The sequence below is a fragment of the Actinobacillus pleuropneumoniae genome, from assembly GCF_003290385.1.
GTDB classification, from domain to species: Bacteria; Pseudomonadota; Gammaproteobacteria; order Enterobacterales; family Pasteurellaceae; genus Actinobacillus; species Actinobacillus lignieresii.
The window spans coordinates 1,855,402-1,878,560 of record NZ_CP030753.1; the positions used below are offsets into that span (position 1 = coordinate 1,855,402).

Genomic DNA, 23,159 nt, shown 5'->3' on the forward strand with positions numbered 1-23,159 from the left:
TATATTTTATGTAAATCTTGGATTATAATGCTTATCTGTTGAACCCTCCTCTCTATTTACTTTCTTTACAAATGATGTTTTTTTATACGCATTATTGCTTTTTTGTAAATTTTTTATATTTAATTTCTCTTGATTAGGTAACTTATTAAAATCAATCTTTATGTGGATTTTAAGACATACCTATATAGTTGTTATTCCTTAATATATTGAAGAGAAATTAGATGAAACTCATCAAACTTAGATTACTCCTTTCTTTGGGGCTGGTTGCTAGTTTGGCTGCCTGCTCAAGCTTACCCACTTCAGGCCCTAGCCATAGTGCGATCTTAGAGGCTAATTCACAAAGTTCGGATAAACCCTTACCGGAAGTAAATGTGGTGGAACTGGATAACGGTTTAGTTCAACAGTTGTATCAAACTCAGCAAAGCCAACAATTTTCCGGATTTTTAGGCACAGTAGGCAGCGCGGGCTATGCCGGTGCGGTCAATGTGGGTGATGTACTTGAAATATCAATTTGGGAAGCTCCGCCGGCGGTGCTGTTTGGCGGTACTTTTAGTTCTGAGGGACAAGGTAGCGGGCATTTAACGCAATTACCGGCACAAATGGTTAATCAAAACGGTACGGTTACCGTGCCGTTCGTGGGTAACATTCGTGTCGCAGGCAAAACACCGGAAGCGATTCAGTCTCAAATTATTGGAGCACTACAGCGCAAAGCGAATCATCCGCAAGCATTAGTCAAAATTGCGAATAATAACTCTGCTGATGTTACGGTTATTCGTCAAGGCAATAGTATTCGTATGCCATTAACCGCTAATAATGAACGTGTATTAGATGCGGTTGCTGCAGTAGGCGGAACAACGGAAAACATTGAAGATGTGACGGTCAAGCTAACCCGTGGTTCTGAAGTAAAAACACTCGCATTCGAAACGTTAATTTCCGATCCGGCACAAAATATTATGTTACGTGCTGGCGATGTTGTTTCACTGCTAAACACACCTTATAGTTTTACCGGTTTAGGTGCGGTGGGTAACAACCAGCAAATGAAATTCTCAAGTAAAGGAATTACGCTTGCCGAAGCTATCGGTAAGATGGGCGGTTTAATTGATACTCGTTCGGATCCGAGAGGGGTTTTCGTATTCCGTCACGTGCCTTTTGCACAATTGAGTTTGGAACAACAAGCACAATGGCAAGCTAAAGGCTACGCTATAGGAATGGATGTACCAACGGTTTATCGTGTGAACTTACTTGAGCCGCAATCCATGTTTTTATTACAGCGTTTCCCAATGCAAGATAAAGATATTGTGTATGTTTCAAATGCGCCGTTGTCTGAATTCCAAAAATTCTTGAGAATGATTTTCTCGATTACTTCGCCGGTTACCAGTACGACCAATGCCGTTCGTGCCTATTAATATATTGAATGTATAAGGACAAAAGATGGAAACACCTATTGCTACCAGTCCAGCAGAAAAACTACAGAAACCGATTAAACAGAAAAAAAGTTGGTTAAAAAAGCTTAATCCGTTATTTTGGGTAACTGTAGCGATTCCGACGGTATTATCAGCCTTTTATTTCGGTTCTGTTGCTTCCGATATTTATATTTCGGAATCAAGCTTCGTTGTAAGATCTCCTAAAAATCAGACCGCTTTAACCGGTGTCGGGGCCTTATTACAAGGTTCCGGATTTTCTCGTGCTCAAGATGATACTTATACCGTACAAGAATATATGCATTCTCGTACGGCATTAGAACAGTTAATGAAAGACCTACCAATACGTGAATACTATGAGAATCAAGGCGATATTATCGCTCGCTTTAATGGATTTGGTTTAAATAATAGTAAAGAAGCGTTTTACAAATATTTCCGAGATCGCTTAAGTGTTGATTTCGATTCTGTATCCGGTATTGCCAGCTTACGTATTCGTGCTTTTAATGCAGAAGAGGGACAACAAATTAATCAAAAATTACTTGCCGAAGGTGAAACACTCATCAACCGTTTAAACGAACGTGCAAGAAAAGATACCATTTCATTTGCGGAACAAGCGGTTAAGGAAGCGGAAAATAATGTAAATGCAACGGCAAGCGACTTAAGTAAATACCGTATCAAAAATAAAATCTTTGATTTACCGGCACAATCCGGCGTACAACTTTCATTAATTTCCAGCTTAAAAAGCGAATTGATTCGTGTAGAAACACAATTGGCTCAATTGCAATCTATTACACCGGACAACCCGCAAGTTGATGCATTGCTTATGCGCCAAAAAAGTTTACGTAAGGAAATCGATGAGCAATCAAAACAGCTTTCCAGTAACAGTAATAGCTCTATTGCTATTCAAACTGCCGATTACCAACGCTTAGTACTTGCAAACGAGCTGGCACAGCAACAATTGACCGCAGCATTAACCTCATTACAAAATACGAAAAATGAAGCGGATCGCCAGCAACTTTATTTAGAAGTAATCAGTCAGCCAAGCAAACCGGACTGGGCGGAAGAGCCTTATCGCTTATATAATATTTTAGCGACATTCTTTATCGGTCTGATGCTTTATGGTGTATTAAGTTTATTAATTGCAAGCGTAAGAGAGCACAAAAACTAATGCAATACGGTGATCAAACAACTTTCCGCCAATCTCTCGCCATTCAAGGGAGAGTAATCGGTGCATTACTCATGCGGGAAATTATTACGCGTTACGGACGAAAAAATTTGGGTTTTTTATGGCTGTTTGTTGAGCCGCTATTACTCACTTTATTTATCGTTTTGATGTGGAAATTTATCCGAGCGGATCGCGTTTCCGATTTAAATATTATTGCTTTTGTGATTACCGGTTATCCAATGGCAATGATGTGGCGTAATGCATCAAACCGCACTATCGGTGCAATTTCCGGTAACTTGAGTCTTCTTTATCATCGTAATGTTCGCGTATTAGATACCTTACTGGCTCGTGTCATACTTGAGGTAGCGGGTGCAACGATTGCCCAAATCATTATTATGGCATTAGTCATTTTATTAGGCTGGATAGAAATGCCGAAAGATACGTTTTATATGGTTATGGCGTGGGTATTAATGGCATTTTTTGCATTAGGATTAGGCTTGATTATTTGTTCTATTGCACAAAAATTTGAAGCATTTGGCAAAATCTGGGGAACATTAAGCTTTGTTCTTTTACCTCTTTCAGGCGCATTTTTCTTTGTGCATGCGCTACCAAGCCAAGCTCAACAATATGCAACCTTAATACCGATGATTCACGGCACGGAAATGTTTCGTCACGGTTATTTTGGCGACAGTGTTATCACATATGAAAGTATAAGCTATCTCGTAATATGTGATGTAGCCATGTTACTTTTTGGGCTCATTATGGTAAAAAACTTCAGTAAAGGAATCGAACCGCAATGATTAGCGTAAAAAATGTGAGTAAAGATTACTATACTCGAAGCGGTAAAAAAACCGTATTGCAAGATATTAATTTTGAGCTGAAAAAAGGCGAGAAAATCGGTATTTTAGGGCGTAACGGTGCAGGGAAATCAACGCTAATCCGTTTGTTAAGTGGTGTTGAGCCGCCAACATCAGGTACTATCGAACGTAATATGTCGATATCTTGGCCGCTCGCTTTCAGCGGGGCGTTCCAAGGCAGTTTAACCGGTATGGATAATTTACGCTTTATTTGCCGTATATATAATGCGGATATTGAATACGTTAAAGCCTTTACCGAAGAATTTTCCGAATTGGGTGATTATTTATATGAGCCGGTTAAGAAATATTCCTCCGGCATGAAAGCCCGACTTGCCTTTGCTTTGTCGCTTTCGGTAGAGTTTGATTGCTACTTAATTGATGAGGTAATTGCGGTAGGTGACTCTCGCTTTGCGGCAAAATGTAAACATGAATTATTTGAAAAGCGCAAAGATCGTTCGATTATTTTGGTTTCGCATAGTCCGTCAGCAATGAAGTCTTATTGCGATAATGCAATGGTATTAGATAAAGGGATTATGTATAAATTTGAGAATATGGACGAGGCTTATAAGTTCTATAATTCAACGCTTTAAAGTCCCACACATCCCCCCTCTTTACTAAAGAGGGGGATTTCCTTTAAAGGTCAAAAACCTAATTTAACGCCGTCTGCACATAACGGTAACCACCGTTAGTTTGCGGAACAAATTCAAATAAATGGGTGATACAATTTGGGGCGTCCGCATCTTGGTGCGAAACAAATAGCAACTGGGTTTGACTATTAGTCACAAGCTGTTCGATAAATTGTTTAACCAATTTGCGGTTTACACCGTCCAAACCTTGCAGCGGTTCGTCTAAAATCAGAATCGGCGGGTGTTTTACCATAGCACGAGTAATCAATAATAACCGTTGTTGCCCCCACGAAAGTGAACGGAACGGTTTTTTCGCCAGATTGGCTAAATGCAAGCGTTCCAGCCATTCCATTGCTTTTAGCTGTAAGGCACTCGGTACTTGTTGATAAACGCCGATTGAATCAAAAAAGCCGGATAAAATCACGTCTAACGCAGAGCAATTCACCCGATAATCCATATGTAATTGGCTGCTCACATAGCCGATATTTTTCTTTATATCCCAAATCGTTTCGCCCGAACCACGCTGACGACCGAATAAATGCACATAATTAGCGTAAGATTGCGGATGATCGCCGGCAATAATAGAAAGTAAGGTCGATTTTCCTGCTCCGTTCGGGCCTTTAATCCACCAATGTTGTTTTGGGGCAACCGTCCAAGTTAGATCATCAATAATCGTTTTTTCGCCGTAACGGATCATTACGTTTTTCAGTTCAAACGGATTAGTATTCGGTGGGAGTTGAATCAGCGGTGTGGCACTCTCCGGCAACGGTGCATTCACATTCTGTTCTGCAAATTTTAGCTGAGAATAGACCGCTTGTTGTTCAATCTCTTGACGTTCGCCTTGTAAAATCAGTTGTAAGTTATCCAGTAAAGCAATATGTGTGGCACAGTCGGGAATATCATTAAAACGGTTGGAAATCAGTACCACCGCCATTTGCTTACCGAGTTGTGCCATCACTTCCTGCCAATAAGTGACCGAGGCTTGGTCTAACCCTTCAAAAGGCTCATCTAAAATCAATAAATCCGGTTCGCTGACTAACATTTGGCAAAATAACACTTTGCGGCTTTCGCCGGTGGAGAGCTGAATAAACGGGCGATCTAATAACGGCTGGATACGTAATTTAGCCGCATATTCCTCGCATAATTGCGTTCTTTCGCTACCGTTTAAGATAATTTGACGGGCGGTTAAACCGAAATCATCCGGTGAAACCATATCGTTGTTACGGTGTTTAAAGATTTGCTCGATGATTTTTTGTTGCTGCTCGAAGGAAAGTAAAGCGATATGCTGGAAACTATTTTGATATTCACCCGAATATAACGAAAGTGAATTATGTAGCGCTTGGGCGAAAGCGGTTTTGCCCGAGCCGTTACCGCCGACAATCACCCAGAAATCGTGAGTATTGATTTCCAGTGATTCAATCGAGAGTTTATTGTGTTGAGCAAGGGAAAATAAGGCGTTCTGGATGTTGATATTTGGCATGTTGTGTTCCTGTTATGACGGAAAACACAACGCCAATGGAATAATGATTAGGCGTGTGCGTTATGTTTTCCGTATCCGATAGTTTTTATTTGTTAGAGTTGTTTTCCCACTGCAAACCAATCGGCACGCCCGTTAAGGAAGTCTTGTACGGACATCGGTTTTTTGCCGGAAGGTTGTAACTGAGTAATATTTAACACGCCTTCTTGTGTTGCAATTTGAATCCCGTTTTTATCCGCTTGTAAGACCGTACCTGCCGCTTTAGCTTGATGCGGTAACACATTCGCTTGATACACTTTCACGCTTTGCTCTACACCGTCCACCTCTAATGTGAGAAAGCTAATAGGCCATGGGTTAAATGCACGAATATTACGTTCCAGCTGACAAGCGGTTAAATTCCAGTCTAATTTTGCTTCTTCTTTTGAAAGTTTTTCCGCATAGTTGGAAAGCGCTTCATCTTGTTTTTCCGCTTTAAACGCTTGGCTTTCTAACCCGTTTAACACCTCTAATAACGCCGGCGGTGCAAGTTCGGCTAATTTGGCATATAACGAAGCGGAGGTTTCGTCTGCGGCAATCGGTGTGGTAACTTTATGTAACATATCGCCGGTATCTAAGCCGATATCCATTTGCATAATGGTCACGCCGGTTTCCTGATCGCCCGCCCAAATCGAGCGTTGAATCGGTGCCGCTCCACGCCAGCGTGGTAACAGCGAACCGTGCACATTTAAACAACCGTATTTCGGCGCATTCAGTACCGCTTCCGGTAAGATTAAACCGTAAGCCACTACAACCATTACATCGGCATTCAGTGCTTTTAATTCCGCTTGTGCGTCTTCTTTACGTAAAGATTTTGGTTGATATACCGGAATATTATGTTGTTCGGCTAATTGTTTAACCGGGCTGGCTTGCAGTTTTTTACCTCTGCCGGCAGGTTTGTCCGGTTGGGTATAAACTGCAATCACATTATGTTCTGAATCTAATAATGCTTGTAAGTGTTGTGCGGCAAAATCAGGTGTGCCGGCAAAAATAATATTAAGTTTTGACATAATTTTTCGTTGATAAGTGAATGGATAATGGAATTGTAACAGAAGAAATACGGCAACTGTGTTTGGTGATAAAGATTTTTAATCGCGAAATACGCAGGTTACATAGAAGATAGCGCCCGTCAAAGACAAGCGCCATCAAGGAAATATGTTCAGAGAAGGTAATTACAACCAACCACGCTCTTTATAATATTTCACAGCACCGGAATGGAGCGGAGCGGATAGCGCATTTTTGACCATTTCCGTTTCGGATAAATGAGCAAATGCCGGATGTGATTTTTTAAAGCGATCAAAGTTTTCAAATACCGCTTTTACTACTCGGTAAACCTGTTCTTCACTCACATCGCTTGATGTGACTAAAGTTGCATAAACCCCGAAAGAATCGACCGCTTGTTCGACATTTTTATAAACTTTAGCCGGAATTGTCGCTTTTGCGTAATAGCCTTGCTCCGCCACCAGTTTACCGACCACTTCATCAGCCACCGGAATCAAGCGAATATCGCAACTGTTGGCGGTTTCTTTGAGTGCGGCATTTGGGTGACCGACATTATAACTAATCGCATCCACATCTTTTTCGCATAATGCGTTACCCATTTCAGCCGGCGTGAGTTTTAACACTTCTTTGAAATTCGCTTCCGTCCAACCTTTGGTTTTTAGTAACACGTTCATCGTTGCTTGCGTACCGGAGCCATCCACGCCGACATTCACTTTTTTACCTTGTAAATCATCGACCGATTGAATAGCGGAATCATTGCGTACTACTAAGGTAAACGGCTCGGGATAAATCGAGAAAATCGCACGTAGTTTGTCGTTCTTTTTGCCTTCAAACGAACTGGTGCCATGGTAAGCGTGATACTGCCAATCCGACTGGACAATCCCCATATCTAACTGACCGTTGGCAATTTTATTCAGATTATCAACCGAGGCATCGCTGGCAAGCGGTTTACAAGCGGTGTGATTTTCACTGCGATTGACAAATTGGCAAATCGCATTGCCGGTCACAAAATAAAGTCCGCTGTCACTACCGGTACCTAATTTTAGCGGTGTCGGTTCGGCTTGAACGATACCGGCGAGTAACAGACCGCTCAAAAGGGAAAGTTTATAAGATATTTTCATAGAGAACCCCTCAAAATAACATTGTGTTTGCGCTTTGAAGATATACTTTTTCGTACAATATATGCAACTTTTTTCTACATTTTTTATAAACAAGCGGTCTATTTTTGCAAATTCGGGTATCATCATCAATTTATGCAGCATTCGGCGAAGTTATGGAATATTTTATCCCGCAAGAAACCGTCATTTTTGAAGAAGAAATTAAGAAAAGCCGCTTTATTACCTATCTTTGCCACACGGACGGGATGGAACAGGCAAAAGCCTTTTGGGCTGAAATCAAAGCATTACATCCGCACGCACGCCACTGGTGCTGGGCGACGGTTGCCGGCACGCCGACCGATTCGCAACAATACGGTTTCTCGGATGACGGCGAGCCGTCGGGAACCGCCGGTAAACCGATGTTAAATTATTTACTCGGTTCGGGATTAGGAGAAATTACCGCTGTTGTCGTGCGTTATTACGGCGGTATTCTGTTAGGTACGGGAGGTTTGGTCAAAGCCTACGGCGGCGGCGTACAACAAGCCTTGTTACAAGTTGAGAAACAACGTAAGGTATTACGCCAAAATTACCGTCTTGTGTGTGAATACGATCAATTTAATACGCTGCAACATTTAATCGCCGAACATGATATTGTGTTGCTCGAACAGCAATTTAGCGAAAAAATTCACTTAACTTTAGCAGTCAATCCGAACGAACTTGAACGCTTTAGCCAACAAATTACTCAACGTTTTGCCGGAAAACTTGTTCTAATCGATGCTGAAAACCTTGCGAATCATTCATAACAAGCGACTTTTTTGCTAAAATCTCACGACATTTAACCGCTTACTCTCGGGCAAAAGAACCCGATTCATCTGAGGTCTTTGTGCAATTCTTATCAATTCTTCGTATTGTCGGCATTCTTGTGATGAGCTTTTCATTTACGATGCTCTTACCTGCCTTCGTCGCGCTTATTTATGGCGACGGCGGCGGACGGGAATTCCTACAATCGTTTTTACTGACGTTTAGCGTCGGGACTCTACTCTGGTGGTTTAGCCGTAACCAAAAAAATGAACTGCGCTCGCGAGAAGGTTTTTTAATCGTGGTACTGTTCTGGGTGGTATTAGGTTCGCTCGGGGCGGTGCCGTTTATTATTTTAGAACATCCCGATCTGAATTTTAGCGAATCGATTTTCGAATCTTTTTCCGGGCTGACCACAACCGGTGCGACCGTGATTACCGGTTTAGACGATTTGCCGAAAGCGATTCTTTTTTACCGCCAATTTTTACAATGGCTAGGCGGTATGGGGATCATCGTATTGGCGATTGCGATTATTCCGCTTATCGGTTTAGGTAAACTCTACCGTGCGGAAATGCCGGGGCCGTTAAAAGACCAAAAAATGCGCCCTCGTATCGCCGAAATCTCTAAATTGCTGTGGCAAATTTACCTTAGCTTAACCGTTTTATGCGCACTTGCGTTTAAAATTGCGGGAATGAGTTGGTTTGATGCGATTTGTCATAGCTTTGCCACTATTTCGATTGGCGGTTTTTCTACGCACGACGCCAGCATCGGTTATTTTGACAGCATTGTGATTAATAGCATTACCGCCGTATTTTTACTGATTTCATCAATTAACTTCGGCTTACATTTTGCCTTAATCGATCAATTGAAAGATAAAAATAACAAACAAACCGGCAATATATTCAAACGACTCTATTGGAAAGACTATGAGTTTCGTTCATTTGCCGTGATCCAATTAAGCCTGTTTTTGATTTGTTTTGCCATTTTAAGTATTTATAACTATTTTGATAATGCCGAAATCACCTTCCAACACGCGTTGTTTCAATCGGTATCGATTTCAACCACCGCAGGTTTTACCACCAATGATTTTAGCCAATGGCCGTCTTTTTTACCGATCTTATTAGTGATGGCATCCTTTATCGGCGGTTGTGCCGGCTCGACCGGCGGCGGATTAAAAGTGATTCGGGTAATGTTGTTATACTTACAAGCAAACCGAGAAATTCACCGTTTCGTCCACCCTAATTCGGTTAAACCGATCAAACTCGGTGCGCATATTTTCTCGGAGCGTATCGAAGAAGGTATTTGGGCTTTCTTTTCCGCTTATATTTTTGTGTTCGTAATGTGTTGGTTCGGCACCATTGCCTTCGGTATGGAAACGTTTGACGCCTTTAATGCGGTGGTTGCATCACTGAACAATCTCGGCCCTGCCTTAGGTAACGTCAGCAGTAACTTTACCCAAGTGCCGGACGGTGCCAAATGGGTACTCACTATCGCGATGGTATGCGGGCGTTTAGAAGTGTTTACTCTCTTAGTTATTTTAAGTCCGGTATTCTGGAAAGATTAACATGGAATAAATCAATGAAAACTCTCATTCTCTATTTTACGACCGACGGTCAAACCAAACGTATTGCGGAAAAAATAGCGCAAGAAATCACTCACGAAACGGAACTGCTTTCTCTACAAACGCAAGCGGTCGATTTTGCCGAAAAATTGGCAAACGCCGATCAAATTGTTATCGGCGCATCAATTCGTTACGGCCATTTCAATGACTTGGTCTATCAGTTTATCGAACGACATCATCAAGTGTTAAATCAAAAACCTTCCGCATTTTTTAGCGTAAATTTAACCGCTCGCAAAGCGAATCGCAAAACGCCGGAAACCAATGTTTATACCCGTAAGTTTCTCGCTAAAATTAAGTGGAAACCGACTCAAGTGGAAGTGATTGCCGGTGCGTTGTTATATCCTCGCTATACGTTATTCGACCGTCTGTGTATCCAGTTAATTATGAAACTGACTAAAGGCGAAACGGATGCGAGTAAAGAATACGAATACACCGATTGGCAACAAGTCAGCCGATTCGGTCAAAGACTGAACGAAGTGGAATAGTGTAAATTTAGTTAAAAGTGTTAATAGGATATTACCGTTTGTTTTATAATTAACCGATTAATGCCTAATAGTGGGTATAAATTTCAATGAAAAAGGAAAAGCAATGAGCATTTTAAAAGAATTCCGTGAATTTGCGGTAAAAGGTAACGTAGTCGATATGGCTGTCGGTGTGATCATCGGCGGTGCATTCGGTAAAATCGTCTCTTCATTAGTCAGCGATGTAGTAATGCCGCCTATCGGTTGGTTAATCGGCGGCGTAGATTTTAAAGATCTCGCTATCGAAATCGCACCGGCAAAAGAAGGTGCCGAAGCGGTAATGTTAAAATACGGTGCGTTTATTCAAAACGTATTTGATTTCTTAATTATCGCTATCGCCGTATTCGGTATGGTAAAAGTAATCAACAAAATTAAAAAACCGGCGGAAGCCGCACCGGCTGAACCGACAGCGGAAGAAAAATTATTAACTGAAATTCGTGATTTATTGAAAAAATAATTCGAATAAAAAAGAGGGAGCGGAAGCTCGCCTTACCTAAGGAAAATAAATGGCGAGCTTATGCTCGCCATTTTGCTATCAACTTATACGAAAAGAGAAAGCGGTCGGCTTTCTCTTTCTTTTTGCAATTTATTTGACTAATTCGCCTTTCGCTTGTAAATCGGCGTGATAGGAAGAACGTACAAACGGACCGCAAGCGGCATGCTCAAAGCCCATTCTTTCCGCTTCGCTACGGAACATATCAAATTCTTCCGGCGGTACATAACGTTCCACTTTTAAATGGTGACGGCTAGGTTGTAAATATTGACCGATCGTCAGCATGGTTACGCCGTGGTCGCGCAAGTCTTGCATCACTTCTAAAATTTCTTCGTTGGTTTCGCCAAGCCCTACCATTAAACCCGATTTGGTCGGAATATTCGGAAATTCTTGTTTGAAGATTTTAAGTAATTCAAGCGACCATTTGTAGTCCGCACCCGGGCGTACTTCACGGTATAAACGCGGCACATTCTCAAGATTGTGGTTGAATACGTCCGGCGGATTTTGTTTTAAAATTTCGACCGCTTGTTCTACACGGCCACGGAAATCCGGCACTAGAATCTCCACTTTACATTCCGGATTCAAGGCTTTGATTTCACGTACTGTCGCCGCAAAGTGCGCCGCTCCGCGGTCAGCTAAATCGTCACGATCCACCGAAGTGATTACCACATATTTTAGTTTCATATCTTGCACGGTTTCCGCCACTTTACGCGGTTCTTCCGGATCTAGCGGTAGCGGTTTACCGTGTGCAACGTCACAGAACGGACAACGACGCGTACAGATTGCACCCATAATCATAAAGGTTGCCGTACCGTGGTTAAAACATTCGTGTAAATTAGGACAAGACGCTTCTTCACAAACGGAGTGTAAGCCGTGACGGCGCATACCGTGTTTGATACTGTCGATTTTCGCCGAAGCCGCCGGTAATTTAATTTTCATCCAACTCGGTTTCGGTAATAGCTCTTGATCGGGGTCGATATTACGTACTTGAATTACCGATGTTTTGGCAGCATCGCGATATTTCACGCCACGCTCCATTTTAAACGCTTCCATTTTTTTAGGCTTAGTACCTGTCGCAGTTGTCATTAAGTTCTATCCTTCTCTATGCAATGTTAAAGGGCGGAGATAACTCCGCCCCGACACACAGATATTATAATTCTGATGATTTGCTCTTAACGGGCAAATATTGACTACACATTATTTGTTAATAATTTGTTGTGCATTATACCCTAAAATGTTGTAAAAGTGCGCAACTAATTTAGGGGAAACTAAATCGCATTGAGCTTCCGATTCGGCAATATAATCTTTTAATTGGGTCATTTCTAATCCGGCATAACCGCACGGATTAATATTTCTAAACGGCGTTAAATCCATATTCACATTAAACGCCAAACCGTGAAACGAACGCCCTTGACGAATACGCAACCCTAACGAACAGATTTTCTTACCGTTAATATACACGCCCGGCGCATCCGGCTTCGGATAACCCTCAATCCCATAATCCGCTAAAGTTTTTACTACGCACTGCTCCAAAGCAGTTACCAAATCTCGTACCGAAACGTCTTTGCCTTGTGCTTTTAAACGCTTAATATCAATCAACACATACATGACCTGCTGACCTTCGCCGTGGTAGGTAATTTGCCCGCCGCGATCGGTTTGCACCACAGGAATATTGGTCGGATTGAGTAAATGTTCCGGCTTACCGGCAGAACCTTGAGTAAACACCGAGGGATGCTGTACTAACCAAATTTCATCCGCAGTATTTTCATTACGATTATCGGTAAAATCTTGCATTTGATGCCAGATTTCTTCATAAGGCTGCACACCAAGTTGGCGAACAATAAGTTGATTCATCAGATTATCTCCGTTCGGAATGAGTGACTTATTATAAGACCATTCTCACGCCTGAAATTTTAGCAAGCTCGACATAAAGCGTTTCGACTTGGTCGATATGCTCGGCAATAATGTCGATGGAAACCGAATTATAAGTGCCTTTTGAGCTACGTTGTTGGCGCGGGTTATAATCGCCTTTCGCATGAATTTGCGTGATTGCCACCACATCATCCACTAAATCTTCACGATGCGTACCCACCACTTTAAAAGTGAATGAACACGGAAATTCTAATAAATCTTTTAATTTTGCCTGTGGTAAGTCTTGTAGGTTTACTGTTCTTGATTGGGTCATATTTATATCCTTTTCTCTTTTATACTATTAAGACTAAGCGGTATGATCTTGCAAGAACTTTGCGAAATCATACCGCTTGTATATTACTCGTCCGAATATGGGGACGATTTTAAACATTACAAGTTAGCCGAGATTAGTCAAATAAACTCTTAACGGTTAATACCACCCAATCCCATGCTTTACCGAAAATACCCGCTTCAGGTACGTCTTGTAACACTTGCAGATCGCTGCTTGCAACATCTTTACCGTCCAATTGGTAAATCACTTTACCGATAACCTGACCTTTCGCTAAAGGCGCTTCAAGGTTTTTACGTTCCAACTCGTAACGAGCTTTTAATTCGGACGCCTTACCTTTCGGTACGGTCACAAAGCTGTCTTGAATTGAACCGAGTTGGACTTTATCCGCTTCGCCGTAGTAAACGCTCTGTTCGGAAACCGCTTGTCCCGCTTGTAACGATTTTACCGTTTCAAAGTTTGCAAAACCCCATTGCAGGAGTTTTTTACTTTCGACTTCACGGCCTTTATACGTCGGTACGCCCATTACCACCGAAATTAAACGGGTGTTGTTATTCGTTGCGGATGCGACTAAATTATAACCGGCTTGACTGGTGTGACCTGTTTTCATACCGTCCACATTAATCGTTTTATCCCAAAGCAAACCGTTACGGTTCGGCTGTGCTTTTTTAATGTTGTATTTAAATTCTTTTTCGGCATAAATTTTATATTCTTCCGGCTGATCACGAATAACATGCACACCGATAATCGCCATATCGCGTGCAGATGAATATTGATTCGGATCATCCAAACCGTGTACGGTCGTAAAATTGGTATTTTTCAAACCGAATTGCTGACCGAACTTGTTCATTTGGTCGATAAAGGCTTGTTGCGAGCCGGAAGTATGTTCCGCCAACGCCACCGCCGCATCATTACCCGATACGATAATTAAACCGCGCATTAAATCGGCAACCGAAACTTGCGTGTTTAAATCCAAGAACATTAATGATGATCCCGGGAATTTTTGCGCCCAAGAATTCTCGGTAACCGTCACCATATCGCTGTTTTTTACTTTACCTTGTTTAAGGGCGTCCCCCACTACATAACTGGTCATCATTTTGGTCAATGATGCCGGATATTGACGTTGATCCGGATTTAAACTTGCCAATACATTACCCGAATTATAGTCCATTAAAATATAGGTCTGTGCATTTAATTGCGGTGCGGAAATACCGAAATCCACATTTGCGTCTGCGATCGCAAATTGAGAAACGGCTAAAGCGCAAAGGCTTACGGATTTTAATAACGTTCTTTTCATAAAAGCATCCAATTCTTTGGGGGAAACAACAGGTGATATAAAGCAAACAAGGGCTTGTTGAAACTCAACAAACCCTGATGCGAGATATAAAATATTTAAATATCTTCTTCGCTCGCTACAGAAGTAGCTTTTTTATTTAGCACGGCTAATTTCACGTGTGCCGTACCGGAACTGTACATACCCAATTGACGTGCTGCGGCTTTCGATAAATCCACTACACGGGCATGCGCATAAGGTCCGCGATCGTTTACGCGAACGACAACCGAACGACCATTACGGGTATTGGTTACTTCGACTAAAGTACCGAAAGGTAACGTTTTGTGTGCCGCGGTCATTGCCGAATTGCTAAATCTTTCGCCGTTTGCGGTACGGCGTCCGTTAAATTTATCTGCATAGTAACTTGCAACACCAGACTGATAGTGGCTACGAGTAGTATGTTTATGTTGTTCTTTAAGCGATCTTTTTTTAACTAATGCGATTTTATTCGCTCTCGCTTTCGCTGTTAAAGCAGCGTTTTTTACTGATTTTTTTGCAGTTTTAGCAATAAGATACTTCTTTACTGCGCTAGGTTTTGCGTTTTTGGTTGCTGCAACAGAATTCAATGATCCGAATGTTAAGAATCCAGCTAACAACAGGGTTACCATTTTACTTAATCGCATAAGTTTTCCTCATTTAGATATCGTACTGTGTAACGATGTGTTTTGCCCACAAAACAGGATTGTCTTGTGGTGGCTGTTAATCTTTCTTTTGATAGATAACTGCTCTTGTATGTGCTTTTTGATACCGCAAAAAAGCAAAAGTTCAAGCCCTATATCAGCCTGTAGAGCCTGACTTAAAGTTTACTATACGGGTTGTTACCGCTGATACGCTTACGATGCACATAAGCGGACATCATCAACCCGAACGCAGCCATTAGGGTCACATAGGAGGTTCCCCCATAGCTAAACAGCGGTAAGGGTACACCAACTACCGGTAAAATACCACTCACCATACCAATGTTTACAAATACATAAACAAAGAATAGCAGCGATGTACCGCCTGAAATCAAACGTCCGAAGGCGGAATCGCTCTTAGCGCCGATTACTAATCCTCTGGCGATAATAAACAAATAAATCGCCAATAGGATTAAAATCCCGATCATACCGTGTTCTTCGCCCAGTACGGCAAAAATAAAATCGGTATGCGGCTCGGGTAAAAATTCCAGCTGCGATTGCGTGCCTTCCATCCAACCTTTACCGTTAATTCCGCCGGAACCGATGGCAATTTTCGATTGAATAATATGATAGCCGGCACCCAACGGGTCTTTTTCCGGATCAATTAAGGTCATTACACGGGTTTTCTGATAGTCGTGCATTAAGAAAAACCACATAATCGGAATAAAACCGGCTAAGAAAATCACACCGGCACTAATTAATTTCCAACTTAATCCGGCTAAAAACAGCACGAAAATACCGGCGGCACAAACTAAAATCGACGTACCTAAGTCCGGTTGCGCCGCCACTAATAAAGTCGGCACAATAATGATTCCCAACGCAATAAAGGTATCTTTCAAGCTTGGCGGTAACGCTCGTTTTGCCAAATAAGTCGCTACCATCAGCGGCACGGACAGTTTGGCGATTTCCGACGGCTGAAATCGAACAAAGCCCAAATTTAACCAACGTTGCGCACCTTTACTGGTTTCACCGATTAAATCCACCAAAATCAGCATGACAATACAAACGAGGTAGAGATAAGGCGAAATTCGTTCATAAAAACGAGGCGGAATCATTGCCATAAGAAGCATTAAACCCAAGCCGAGCGAAACTTGAATAATACGGTTGGTAAACATTTTTTCACTCGCACCGCTGGCACTATACAGCACAATCAAACCGTAACCGGTAATCGCCAACAAGCCGAGCAACAGCCATACGTCAAGGGAAAAAATCTTCCAAAAAAATTTTCTGATTCCGCTACTCATTATTTGCCTGTCCCTCTTCAAGCGGTTGAATTTGCTCGATATTTTGCAACGGTTCTGATGTTCCCATCGGTTCTTTTAAGGTTTTTCTTAACGCAAAATCCATCACTTGGCGAGCCACCGGCGCTGCATTAGAGCCGCCGCCGCCCGCATTTTCTAAAATAATCGCTACCGAAACTTTCGGCTCTTCATACGGCGCATAACTGATAAACCACGCATGGTCGTGCAGCTCTTTTTTCAGCGCATTTTTATTGTACTTACCGCCGTTTAAGTTAAACACCTGCGCCGTACCGCTTTTACCCGCCGCTCGATAAAACGAACCGCCGGCTTTGCGCCCCGTACCGTTTGCCGCATTAATTACGTTGTACATTCCGAATTTCGCCACTTGCCAAAAACGCTCGGGCACGTCTTGAATATCTTCATATAACAGCGGATCTTTGTAAGGCTCGGTTTTATCACTGCCGATGACTTCCATCATCAAATGCGGCGTGTTTACACGACCGTTATTAATTAAGATCGCTTGTGCTTTTGCCACTTGTAACGGTGTTGCAATCCAGTAACCTTGACCGATCCCTACCGGAATCGTATCACCTTGTACCCACGGTTTTTTATGACGGCGTTGTTTCCACTCACGATTCGGATATACACCGGCGGATTCTTCAAAAATATCAATCCCCGTTTTCTGTCCGAAGCCGAATTTACGCATCCACTCCGACATTTTATCGATACCGGTATCATAAGCGAGCTGATAGAAGAACGTATCGGAAGACTCGGTAATCGCTTTATTCACATTAGTCGAACCGTGACCGCCTTTTTTCCAATCTCGGTAACGTTGTGTCGTCCCCGGTAAAATCCAAAAACCCGGGTCATAAATCGCATTTTGCGGCGTAATTTTGCCTTCCGCCAATCCCATTACCGCATAAAACGGTTTCACTGTCGAAGCCGGCGGATAAGTTCCCTGTGTCGCTCGACTATATAACGGACGAGCCGGATTTTCCAATAAGCGTTTATAATCCGCTCCCGATACGCCGCCGACAAATAAATTATTGTCGTAGCTCGGGTTGGTAACCATCGCCAATACGCTGCTGTCACGCGGGTCAAGCACCACCACCGAACCTTTTTGATCACCGAGTAAATTCTGAATATATTGCTGCAATTCCACATCAATGGTTAAACGAATACTACTGCCCGCTACACCCGGTTGATCACGCAATTTGCGAATCACTTTGCCTCGGTTATTGATTTCCACTTCTTCAAAGCCGGTCTGTCCGTGTAATTGGTCTTCATAATATTTCTCAATGCCCAATTTACCCATATCGTGCGAGCCGGCATAATTACCGAACTTACCCTCTTCTTCGAGCTTTTTCTTATCTCTTTCGTTGATTTTCGCCACATAACCGAGAATATGGGTCAAGGTTTCGCCGTAAGGATAATTACGTTTGTAATACGCCTGTACGTCTAAACTCGGGAAACGATATTGATTTACCGCAAAACGCGCCATTTGTTCCTCGTTTAAATTGCCTTTTAACAAAATCGGCGTATAGCGAGAAGTACGTTTCTTCTCTTTGCGGAACGCTTCCACATCTTCGTCGGTCAGCCCGACCACATCACGCAATTCAACTAACGTTTCTTCTAGGTTTTCGGTTTTTTCAGGAATGATATAAAGCCCGAAATAGGTAATGTTTTCGGCTAATACTTTACCGTTGCGGTCGTAGATCAAGCCGCGAGTCGGCGGAACAGGTAATAGTTTGATACGGTTCCCGTTGGAACGCGTTTGGTAGTCGTCATAATTTACCACTTGTAAATGATACAGGTTGGTTAATAACACGCCCGTAAGCACCAATACTCCAAGAAATGCGACCAGTGCACGACGGGCAAACAGATTGCTCTCCGCTTGTCCGTCCCGCACTTTTTCACGAGGTTTTGGATTGGTTAATTTTCCGAGTTTACCAAACATTGTTTATCTCATTTTGTTCTCTAGCGAACGGAACAAGCGGTCAAAATTTCGGCATTTTTACCATGTCCGTTCGAGATCAAGCTATTCTCGATGATAAGGATGATTTGTCGTAAGTGACCACGCACGATATAAACTTTCAGCAACAATTACGCGCACCATCGGATGCGGTAAGGTTAGCGGCGAAAGAGACCAGCTTTGTTCCGCAGCGGCTTTACATTCCGGCGAAAGTCCTTCCGGCCCGCCGATCAATAAGCATACGTCTCGCCCGTCATTTTTCCACGCCTCCAATTGGCTCGCCAATTGTTCGGTTGTCCACGGCTTGCCCGGAATATCCAAGGTCACAACTTTGCCTTTACCGGCGGCGGCTAACATCGCTTTGCCTTCTTGTTCTAAAATGCGTTTAATATCCGCATTTTTGCCGCGTTTACCGGCGGGAATCTCAATCAGCTCAAACGGCATATCTTTCGGGAAACGGCGTTGGTACTCTTCAAAACCGACCTTTACCCAATCCGGCATTTTTTGCCCGACCGCAATTAATTGTATTTTCATTGTGCCACCACGAAAATGACGATTATGCCCACAGTTTTTCTAATTGATACATTTCACGGGCATCCGCTTGTAATAAATGCACAATCGCTTGACCGAAATCGACCACAATCCAATCGGCGACCGCTTTACCTTCTTCGCCAAATACTTCAAAGCCCGCTTGTTTTGCTTCCGCACTTAAACGATCGGCGGTTGAAGCCACGTGACGTACCGAAGTACCGGTTGCGATAATCATGGTATCGGTAATGCTCGATTTACCACGCACGTCAATCGCTAAAATATCTTGCGCTTTTAAATCATCTAAAGTTTTCGTTAAAAATTCGACTAAATTCTGTTCCACGTTCGGTTCTCTTTCAAATTTACTAAAAATACAAACGCTAAATTTTAACACAAATTCGTTACAATATAACAAATAGACAAAAGTAAAGCGGTCGTATTTGCAAATTTTTTTACCAATACGACCGCTTGTATTTAATCGGCTTAAAGCTGTGCCATTTGTTCTCGTTTTACTCCATACGAGCCGTATGGCGCTAACTTATTCGAGCCACGTTGTGGCTCTCTCCCTTTAAGCCATTAATTTCTTCAAACGATATAACGCTTCCAACGCTTGGCGAGGGGTGAGTTCATCGGGGTCGATGCTCATTAATGCTTTTTCCAGTTCGCTTTGTTGTGCAACAAGCGGTTGAATTTGCGGCGTTTCTTGCAAATCCGCAGCGAATAATAAATCGCCTTGCGGGTTATCGTGCGCTTCTTTGGTTTGTAATGAGATCTCTTCCAAATGCGCTAAACGCTGTTTCGCCAATTGAATCACCTGTTTCGGTACGCCGGCAAGCGCCGCTACTGCTAAACCATAACTTTTACTTGCCGCACCTTCTTGTACGCTGTGCATAAACACGATGGAATCCTGATGTTCTCGGGCATCTAAATGCACGTTCGCAACGCCTTTTAACTGACTTGGTAAACTGGTCAGCTCAAAATAGTGCGTCGCAAATAAGGTGAGCGATTGGGTTTTCTTGGCTAACCATTCGGCACACGCCCACGCCAGCGATAAACCGTCATAAGTTGAAGTACCACGCCCGATTTCATCGATCAGCACTAAGCTGTTTTCGGTTGCCTGATGTAGAATATTCGCCATTTCGGTCATTTCCACCATAAAGGTCGAACGGCCGGAGGCTAAATCGTCACTTGCGCCGATACGGGTAAAAATTCGGTCTAACGCACCGATTTCGGCACTGTCCGCCGGTACAAAACTGCCGATATATGCCATTAAGCTGATCAATGCGATTTGACGCATATAGGTACTTTTACCGCCCATATTCGGGCCGGTTACCACCAATAAATGACGTTGTGCGTTTAAGAATACCGGATTGGCAATAAACGGATCTTTTAACACTTGTTCCACCACCGGATGGCGACCACCTTTGATATTCACACCTCGTTGTAAGCTGAACGTCGGACGCACATAGTTCAAACTTTCCGCACGTTCTGCAAGATTGGTCAGTACGTCTAATTCGGATAACGCCATCGCCGCTAATTGCATTTCGCCCAAGCGCGGCATCAGTAAATCGAACAACTCATCATAAAGTTGCTTTTCTAACGCCAATGACGCACCTTTTGCTTTCAGCACCTTATCTTCATAAGTTTTCAGCTCGGGAATAATATAACGCTCGGCATTTTTCAGAGTTTGGCGGCGCACGTAGTGCATAGGGGCTTTATGCGCTTGCCCTTGGCTAATTTGAATATAGTAGCCGTGTACTGCATTAAAGCCGATTTTTAGCGTATCAATACCGGTTGCTTCTCTTTCTCGAATTTCGAGATTTTCCAAATATTGCGTTGCACCGGCAGAAAGCTCTCGCCATTCGTCCAACTCCGCATTGTAACCTTCTGCAATCACACCGCCGTCACGAATTAATTGTGGAGGCGTTTCAATAATCGCACGCTCAAGCAGTGCGTGTAATTCGCTGAAATCGCCTATTTGTGCCACAAGTGCATCAAGCGAAGCGGTCAAATTTTTCGCATTTTTTGCAATATCAGGCAATTGAGCCAAGGCGGTACGCAAACGGGTTAAATCACGCGGGCGAGCCGAGCGCAATGCAACACGTGCAAGGATTCGCTCCATATCGCCAACGTTTTGGAGTAACGGCTGAAGCGGTTCGATACGTTGTTCTTTTTGCAAAGTGTCAATTATATCTTGACGCTTTTTCAGTTTTTCTAGGTCACGAATCGGTTGATGAATCCAGCGTTTCAGCAAACGGCTGCCCATTGGCGTAACGCATTTATCTAAAACTGCCGCTAAAGTATTTTCCGTTCCGCCGGCTAAATTTTGGGTAAGTTCTAAGTTACGGCGAGTTGCCGCATCTAACAAAACGGTATCGCTATTTTGCGCCAGATGAATACTGTTGATGTGCGGTAAGGCGGTACGTTGCGTTTCTTGTGCATAATGCAAAACACAACCTGCCGCACATAATGCCACCACGGCTTTTTCCACCCCAAAACCGGCTAAACTTTGCGTACCGAATTGGCGATTTAATAAATTAATCGCCGTGACTAACTCAAACTCCCACACCGGACGGCGACGTAAGCCTTTATAATTATTTAAAATTTCAGCGGCGGAAAAATCTTCCGCATAGAGAATCTCCGCCGGTAGTAAGCGTTGTAATTCGGCAGCGAGCGCTTCTTTATTTGGTAATTCGGTAATTAAAAAACGTCCGGAAGTCATATCTAGCGTAGCAATCGCAAACACGCCTTTTTCTTCATAAATCGCTGCGACTAAATTGTCCTGACGTTCCGGTAATAACGCTTCATCACTTACGGTACCGGGGGTAACGATACGTACCACTTTACGTTCAACCGGCCCTTTACTGGTTGCCGGATCGCCAATTTGCTCACAAATCGCCACCGATTCGCCCAATGAAACCAATTTAGCTAAATAGCCTTCTACCGCATGATAAGGCACACCCGCCATCGGAATCGGCTCGCCTGCCGATGCGCCGCGCTTGGTCAAAGAAATATCTAACAACGCCGCCGCTTTTTTAGCATCGTCATAAAATAATTCGTAAAAATCGCCCATACGATAAAACAACAAAATATCAGGATTTTGCGCTTTAAGTTGCAAATATTGCGCCATCATCGGCGTGTGCTTAGAAAGATCTTGAGTCATGGCTTCGCAGTTAAGTTAGTCAAAATTGGCAATTAGTGTAACAGATTGAGGGAGTGGAAAAAACTGCGGGGCGTAAAAGGAATAATTCGGAGAATAATAAAAAGAATGAAACAAGCGGTCTAAATTTGCAAAATTTTTGCTAATTTAACCCGCTTATCAGAAGGTTTAATCCGCACGAATTTGATGTAAGAAGCGTTTAGTGCGTTCGTGTTGCGGATTCTGGAAAAGTTGTGCCGGAGAGCCTTGCTCGACAATTTCACCGCCGTCCATCACGACCACCACATCCGCCACATCTAATGCGAACTTGATTTCATGCGTAACCACCACCATTGTCCAGCCTTCTAGCGCCAACTCTTTCATGGTAGTCAACACATCTTGCACCAATTCCGGATCAAGTGCCGAAGTCGGTTCGTCAAATAACATCAGTTCCGGCTGAATCGCTAACGCACGTGCAATGCCGACACGCTGTTGCTGACCGCCGGATAATTGGAACGGGTAAAGCTGTGCTTTATCGGATAAACCGACTTTTGCCAATAATTTCTCGGCTTCCGCTTTGGCTTGTTCTGGCTTTTTGCCTTGCACAAATACCGGACCTTCCATCACATTTTCCAATGCGGTTTTGTGTGGAAATAAGTTGTAATTTTGGAACACCATCCCCGATTTACGGCGTAAAGAAAGAATCTGTTTTTTGATATTTTTTGCCGAAAAATCCACGCTTAACGGCTCTGAACCGTCAAACGTGATTGTGCCTTACTCCGGCATTTCCAGCGCATTTAAACAGCGTAAAAACGTAGTTTTACCGGAACCGGACGGCCCAAGAATGACCACCACCTGACCTTTTTTAATTTCCAGATCGATGCCTCGTAAAATCGTGTTGTCGCCAAAGGTTTTATGAATATTGCTAATTTTGATCATTTTGTTTTCCGTGATT

Annotated in this window: 21 protein-coding genes and 1 pseudogene; 8 read left to right on the top strand and 14 right to left on the bottom strand. The window is 43.0% G+C overall.

Translation table 11 applies throughout. The annotated features are described in order from the left end of the window. Window positions 1-221: 221 nt before the first annotated feature. The 4 genes from DRF63_RS08705 to DRF63_RS08720 are packed head-to-tail and all read left to right on the top strand — an operon-like array spanning window position 222 to window position 4,033. Window positions 222-1,406: a polysaccharide biosynthesis/export family protein gene (locus tag DRF63_RS08705; protein ID WP_043991904.1), complete on the top strand. Its 1,185-nt coding sequence runs from the start codon at window positions 222-224 to the stop codon at window positions 1,404-1,406. Between the two features lie 25 nt (window positions 1,407-1,431). Further along, window positions 1,432-2,589: a capsule polysaccharide transporter gene (locus DRF63_RS08710; RefSeq protein ID WP_005598927.1), complete on the top strand. Its 1,158-nt coding sequence runs from the start codon at window positions 1,432-1,434 to the stop codon at window positions 2,587-2,589. Next, on the top strand, window positions 2,589-3,386 hold the full coding sequence (locus DRF63_RS08715) for an ABC transporter permease (RefSeq protein WP_005598930.1): 798 nt from the start codon (window positions 2,589-2,591) through the stop codon (window positions 3,384-3,386). Before DRF63_RS08710 ends, DRF63_RS08715 begins: the two co-directional genes overlap by 1 nt. Next, window positions 3,383-4,033 carry an ABC transporter ATP-binding protein gene (locus DRF63_RS08720; RefSeq protein ID WP_005598933.1) on the top strand — a complete coding sequence of 217 codons (651 nt, stop codon included), beginning with the start codon at window positions 3,383-3,385 and terminating at the stop codon, window positions 4,031-4,033. Before DRF63_RS08715 ends, DRF63_RS08720 begins: the two co-directional genes overlap by 4 nt. Before the next feature lie 58 nt (window positions 4,034-4,091). Here the strand turns inward: DRF63_RS08720 and modF are convergent, their stop codons facing one another. The 3 genes from modF to DRF63_RS08735 form a co-directional block, all read right to left on the bottom strand. After that, the gene (modF, locus tag DRF63_RS08725) at window positions 4,092-5,549 is read right to left on the bottom strand and encodes a molybdate ABC transporter ATP-binding protein ModF (protein WP_005598935.1); all 1,458 of its coding nucleotides are present in this window, start codon (window positions 5,547-5,549) and stop codon (window positions 4,092-4,094) included. A 92-nt stretch (window positions 5,550-5,641) separates the two neighbouring features. Beyond that, entirely contained in the window at window positions 5,642-6,592 is a 951-nt protein-coding gene (gene fmt / locus DRF63_RS08730) for a methionyl-tRNA formyltransferase (RefSeq protein WP_005598937.1), read from the bottom strand. Between the two features lie 162 nt (window positions 6,593-6,754). Then, entirely contained in the window at window positions 6,755-7,705 is a 951-nt protein-coding gene (locus tag DRF63_RS08735; RefSeq protein WP_012263301.1) for a TAXI family TRAP transporter solute-binding subunit, read from the bottom strand. Between the two features lie 152 nt (window positions 7,706-7,857). Here DRF63_RS08735 and DRF63_RS08740 point away from each other — a divergent pair, with 152 nt between their 5' ends. From DRF63_RS08740 to mscL, 4 genes are all read left to right on the top strand, one after another. Further along, on the top strand, window positions 7,858-8,484 hold the full coding sequence (locus DRF63_RS08740) for a YigZ family protein (RefSeq protein ID WP_005619629.1): 627 nt from the start codon (window positions 7,858-7,860) through the stop codon (window positions 8,482-8,484). Between the two features lie 80 nt (window positions 8,485-8,564). Further along, the gene (locus DRF63_RS08745) at window positions 8,565-10,043 is read left to right on the top strand and encodes a TrkH family potassium uptake protein (RefSeq protein WP_005598944.1); all 1,479 of its coding nucleotides are present in this window, start codon (window positions 8,565-8,567) and stop codon (window positions 10,041-10,043) included. Between the two features lie 14 nt (window positions 10,044-10,057). After that, entirely contained in the window at window positions 10,058-10,585 is a 528-nt protein-coding gene (gene hemG / locus DRF63_RS08750) for a menaquinone-dependent protoporphyrinogen IX dehydrogenase (protein ID WP_005598945.1), read from the top strand. 103 nt (window positions 10,586-10,688) lie between these two features. After that, a complete protein-coding gene (mscL, locus tag DRF63_RS08755; RefSeq protein ID WP_005620517.1) occupies window positions 10,689-11,078 on the top strand; it encodes a large-conductance mechanosensitive channel protein MscL in 390 nt (129 codons plus the stop codon). Window positions 11,079-11,207: 129 nt separating this feature from the next. Here mscL and lipA read toward each other — a convergent pair whose 3' ends face one another. The 11 genes and pseudogenes from lipA to DRF63_RS08810 form a co-directional block, all read right to left on the bottom strand. Beyond that, complete coding sequence (lipA, locus tag DRF63_RS08760) at window positions 11,208-12,200, bottom strand: lipoyl synthase (RefSeq protein WP_005598949.1); 993 nt, start codon at window positions 12,198-12,200, stop codon at window positions 11,208-11,210. A 111-nt stretch (window positions 12,201-12,311) separates the two neighbouring features. After that, window positions 12,312-12,968 (bottom strand): lipoyl(octanoyl) transferase LipB, encoded by a 657-nt coding sequence (gene lipB / locus DRF63_RS08765; RefSeq protein WP_005598951.1) that lies wholly within the window; start codon window positions 12,966-12,968, stop codon window positions 12,312-12,314. Between the two features lie 31 nt (window positions 12,969-12,999). Continuing rightward, window positions 13,000-13,299, bottom strand: coding sequence for a DUF493 family protein YbeD (ybeD, locus tag DRF63_RS08770; RefSeq protein ID WP_005598954.1), 300 nt, complete (start codon window positions 13,297-13,299; stop codon window positions 13,000-13,002). A 133-nt stretch (window positions 13,300-13,432) separates the two neighbouring features. Continuing rightward, complete coding sequence (locus DRF63_RS08775; protein WP_005598956.1) at window positions 13,433-14,611, bottom strand: serine hydrolase; 1,179 nt, start codon at window positions 14,609-14,611, stop codon at window positions 13,433-13,435. A gap of 95 nt (window positions 14,612-14,706) precedes the next feature. Continuing rightward, entirely contained in the window at window positions 14,707-15,270 is a 564-nt protein-coding gene (locus DRF63_RS08780) for a septal ring lytic transglycosylase RlpA family protein (RefSeq protein WP_005620516.1), read from the bottom strand. A 173-nt stretch (window positions 15,271-15,443) separates the two neighbouring features. Continuing rightward, window positions 15,444-16,568, bottom strand: coding sequence for a rod shape-determining protein RodA (rodA, locus tag DRF63_RS08785; RefSeq protein ID WP_005605551.1), 1,125 nt, complete (start codon window positions 16,566-16,568; stop codon window positions 15,444-15,446). Continuing rightward, the gene (gene mrdA, locus DRF63_RS08790; protein WP_005598963.1) at window positions 16,561-18,522 is read right to left on the bottom strand and encodes a penicillin-binding protein 2; all 1,962 of its coding nucleotides are present in this window, start codon (window positions 18,520-18,522) and stop codon (window positions 16,561-16,563) included. The genes rodA and mrdA overlap by 8 nt, the downstream gene beginning before the upstream one ends. 81 nt (window positions 18,523-18,603) lie before the next feature. Next, window positions 18,604-19,071 (bottom strand): 23S rRNA (pseudouridine(1915)-N(3))-methyltransferase RlmH, encoded by a 468-nt coding sequence (gene rlmH / locus DRF63_RS08795; protein ID WP_005598965.1) that lies wholly within the window; start codon window positions 19,069-19,071, stop codon window positions 18,604-18,606. A 22-nt stretch (window positions 19,072-19,093) separates the two neighbouring features. Then, window positions 19,094-19,408: a ribosome silencing factor gene (rsfS, locus tag DRF63_RS08800; RefSeq protein WP_005619625.1), complete on the bottom strand. Its 315-nt coding sequence runs from the start codon at window positions 19,406-19,408 to the stop codon at window positions 19,094-19,096. Between the two features lie 225 nt (window positions 19,409-19,633). Next, complete coding sequence (gene mutS / locus DRF63_RS08805; protein WP_005598969.1) at window positions 19,634-22,228, bottom strand: DNA mismatch repair protein MutS; 2,595 nt, start codon at window positions 22,226-22,228, stop codon at window positions 19,634-19,636. Window positions 22,229-22,393: 165 nt separating this feature from the next. Beyond that, window positions 22,394-23,143 (bottom strand): annotated as a pseudogene (locus tag DRF63_RS08810) (amino acid ABC transporter ATP-binding protein). Window positions 23,144-23,159: the final 16 nt, after the last annotated feature.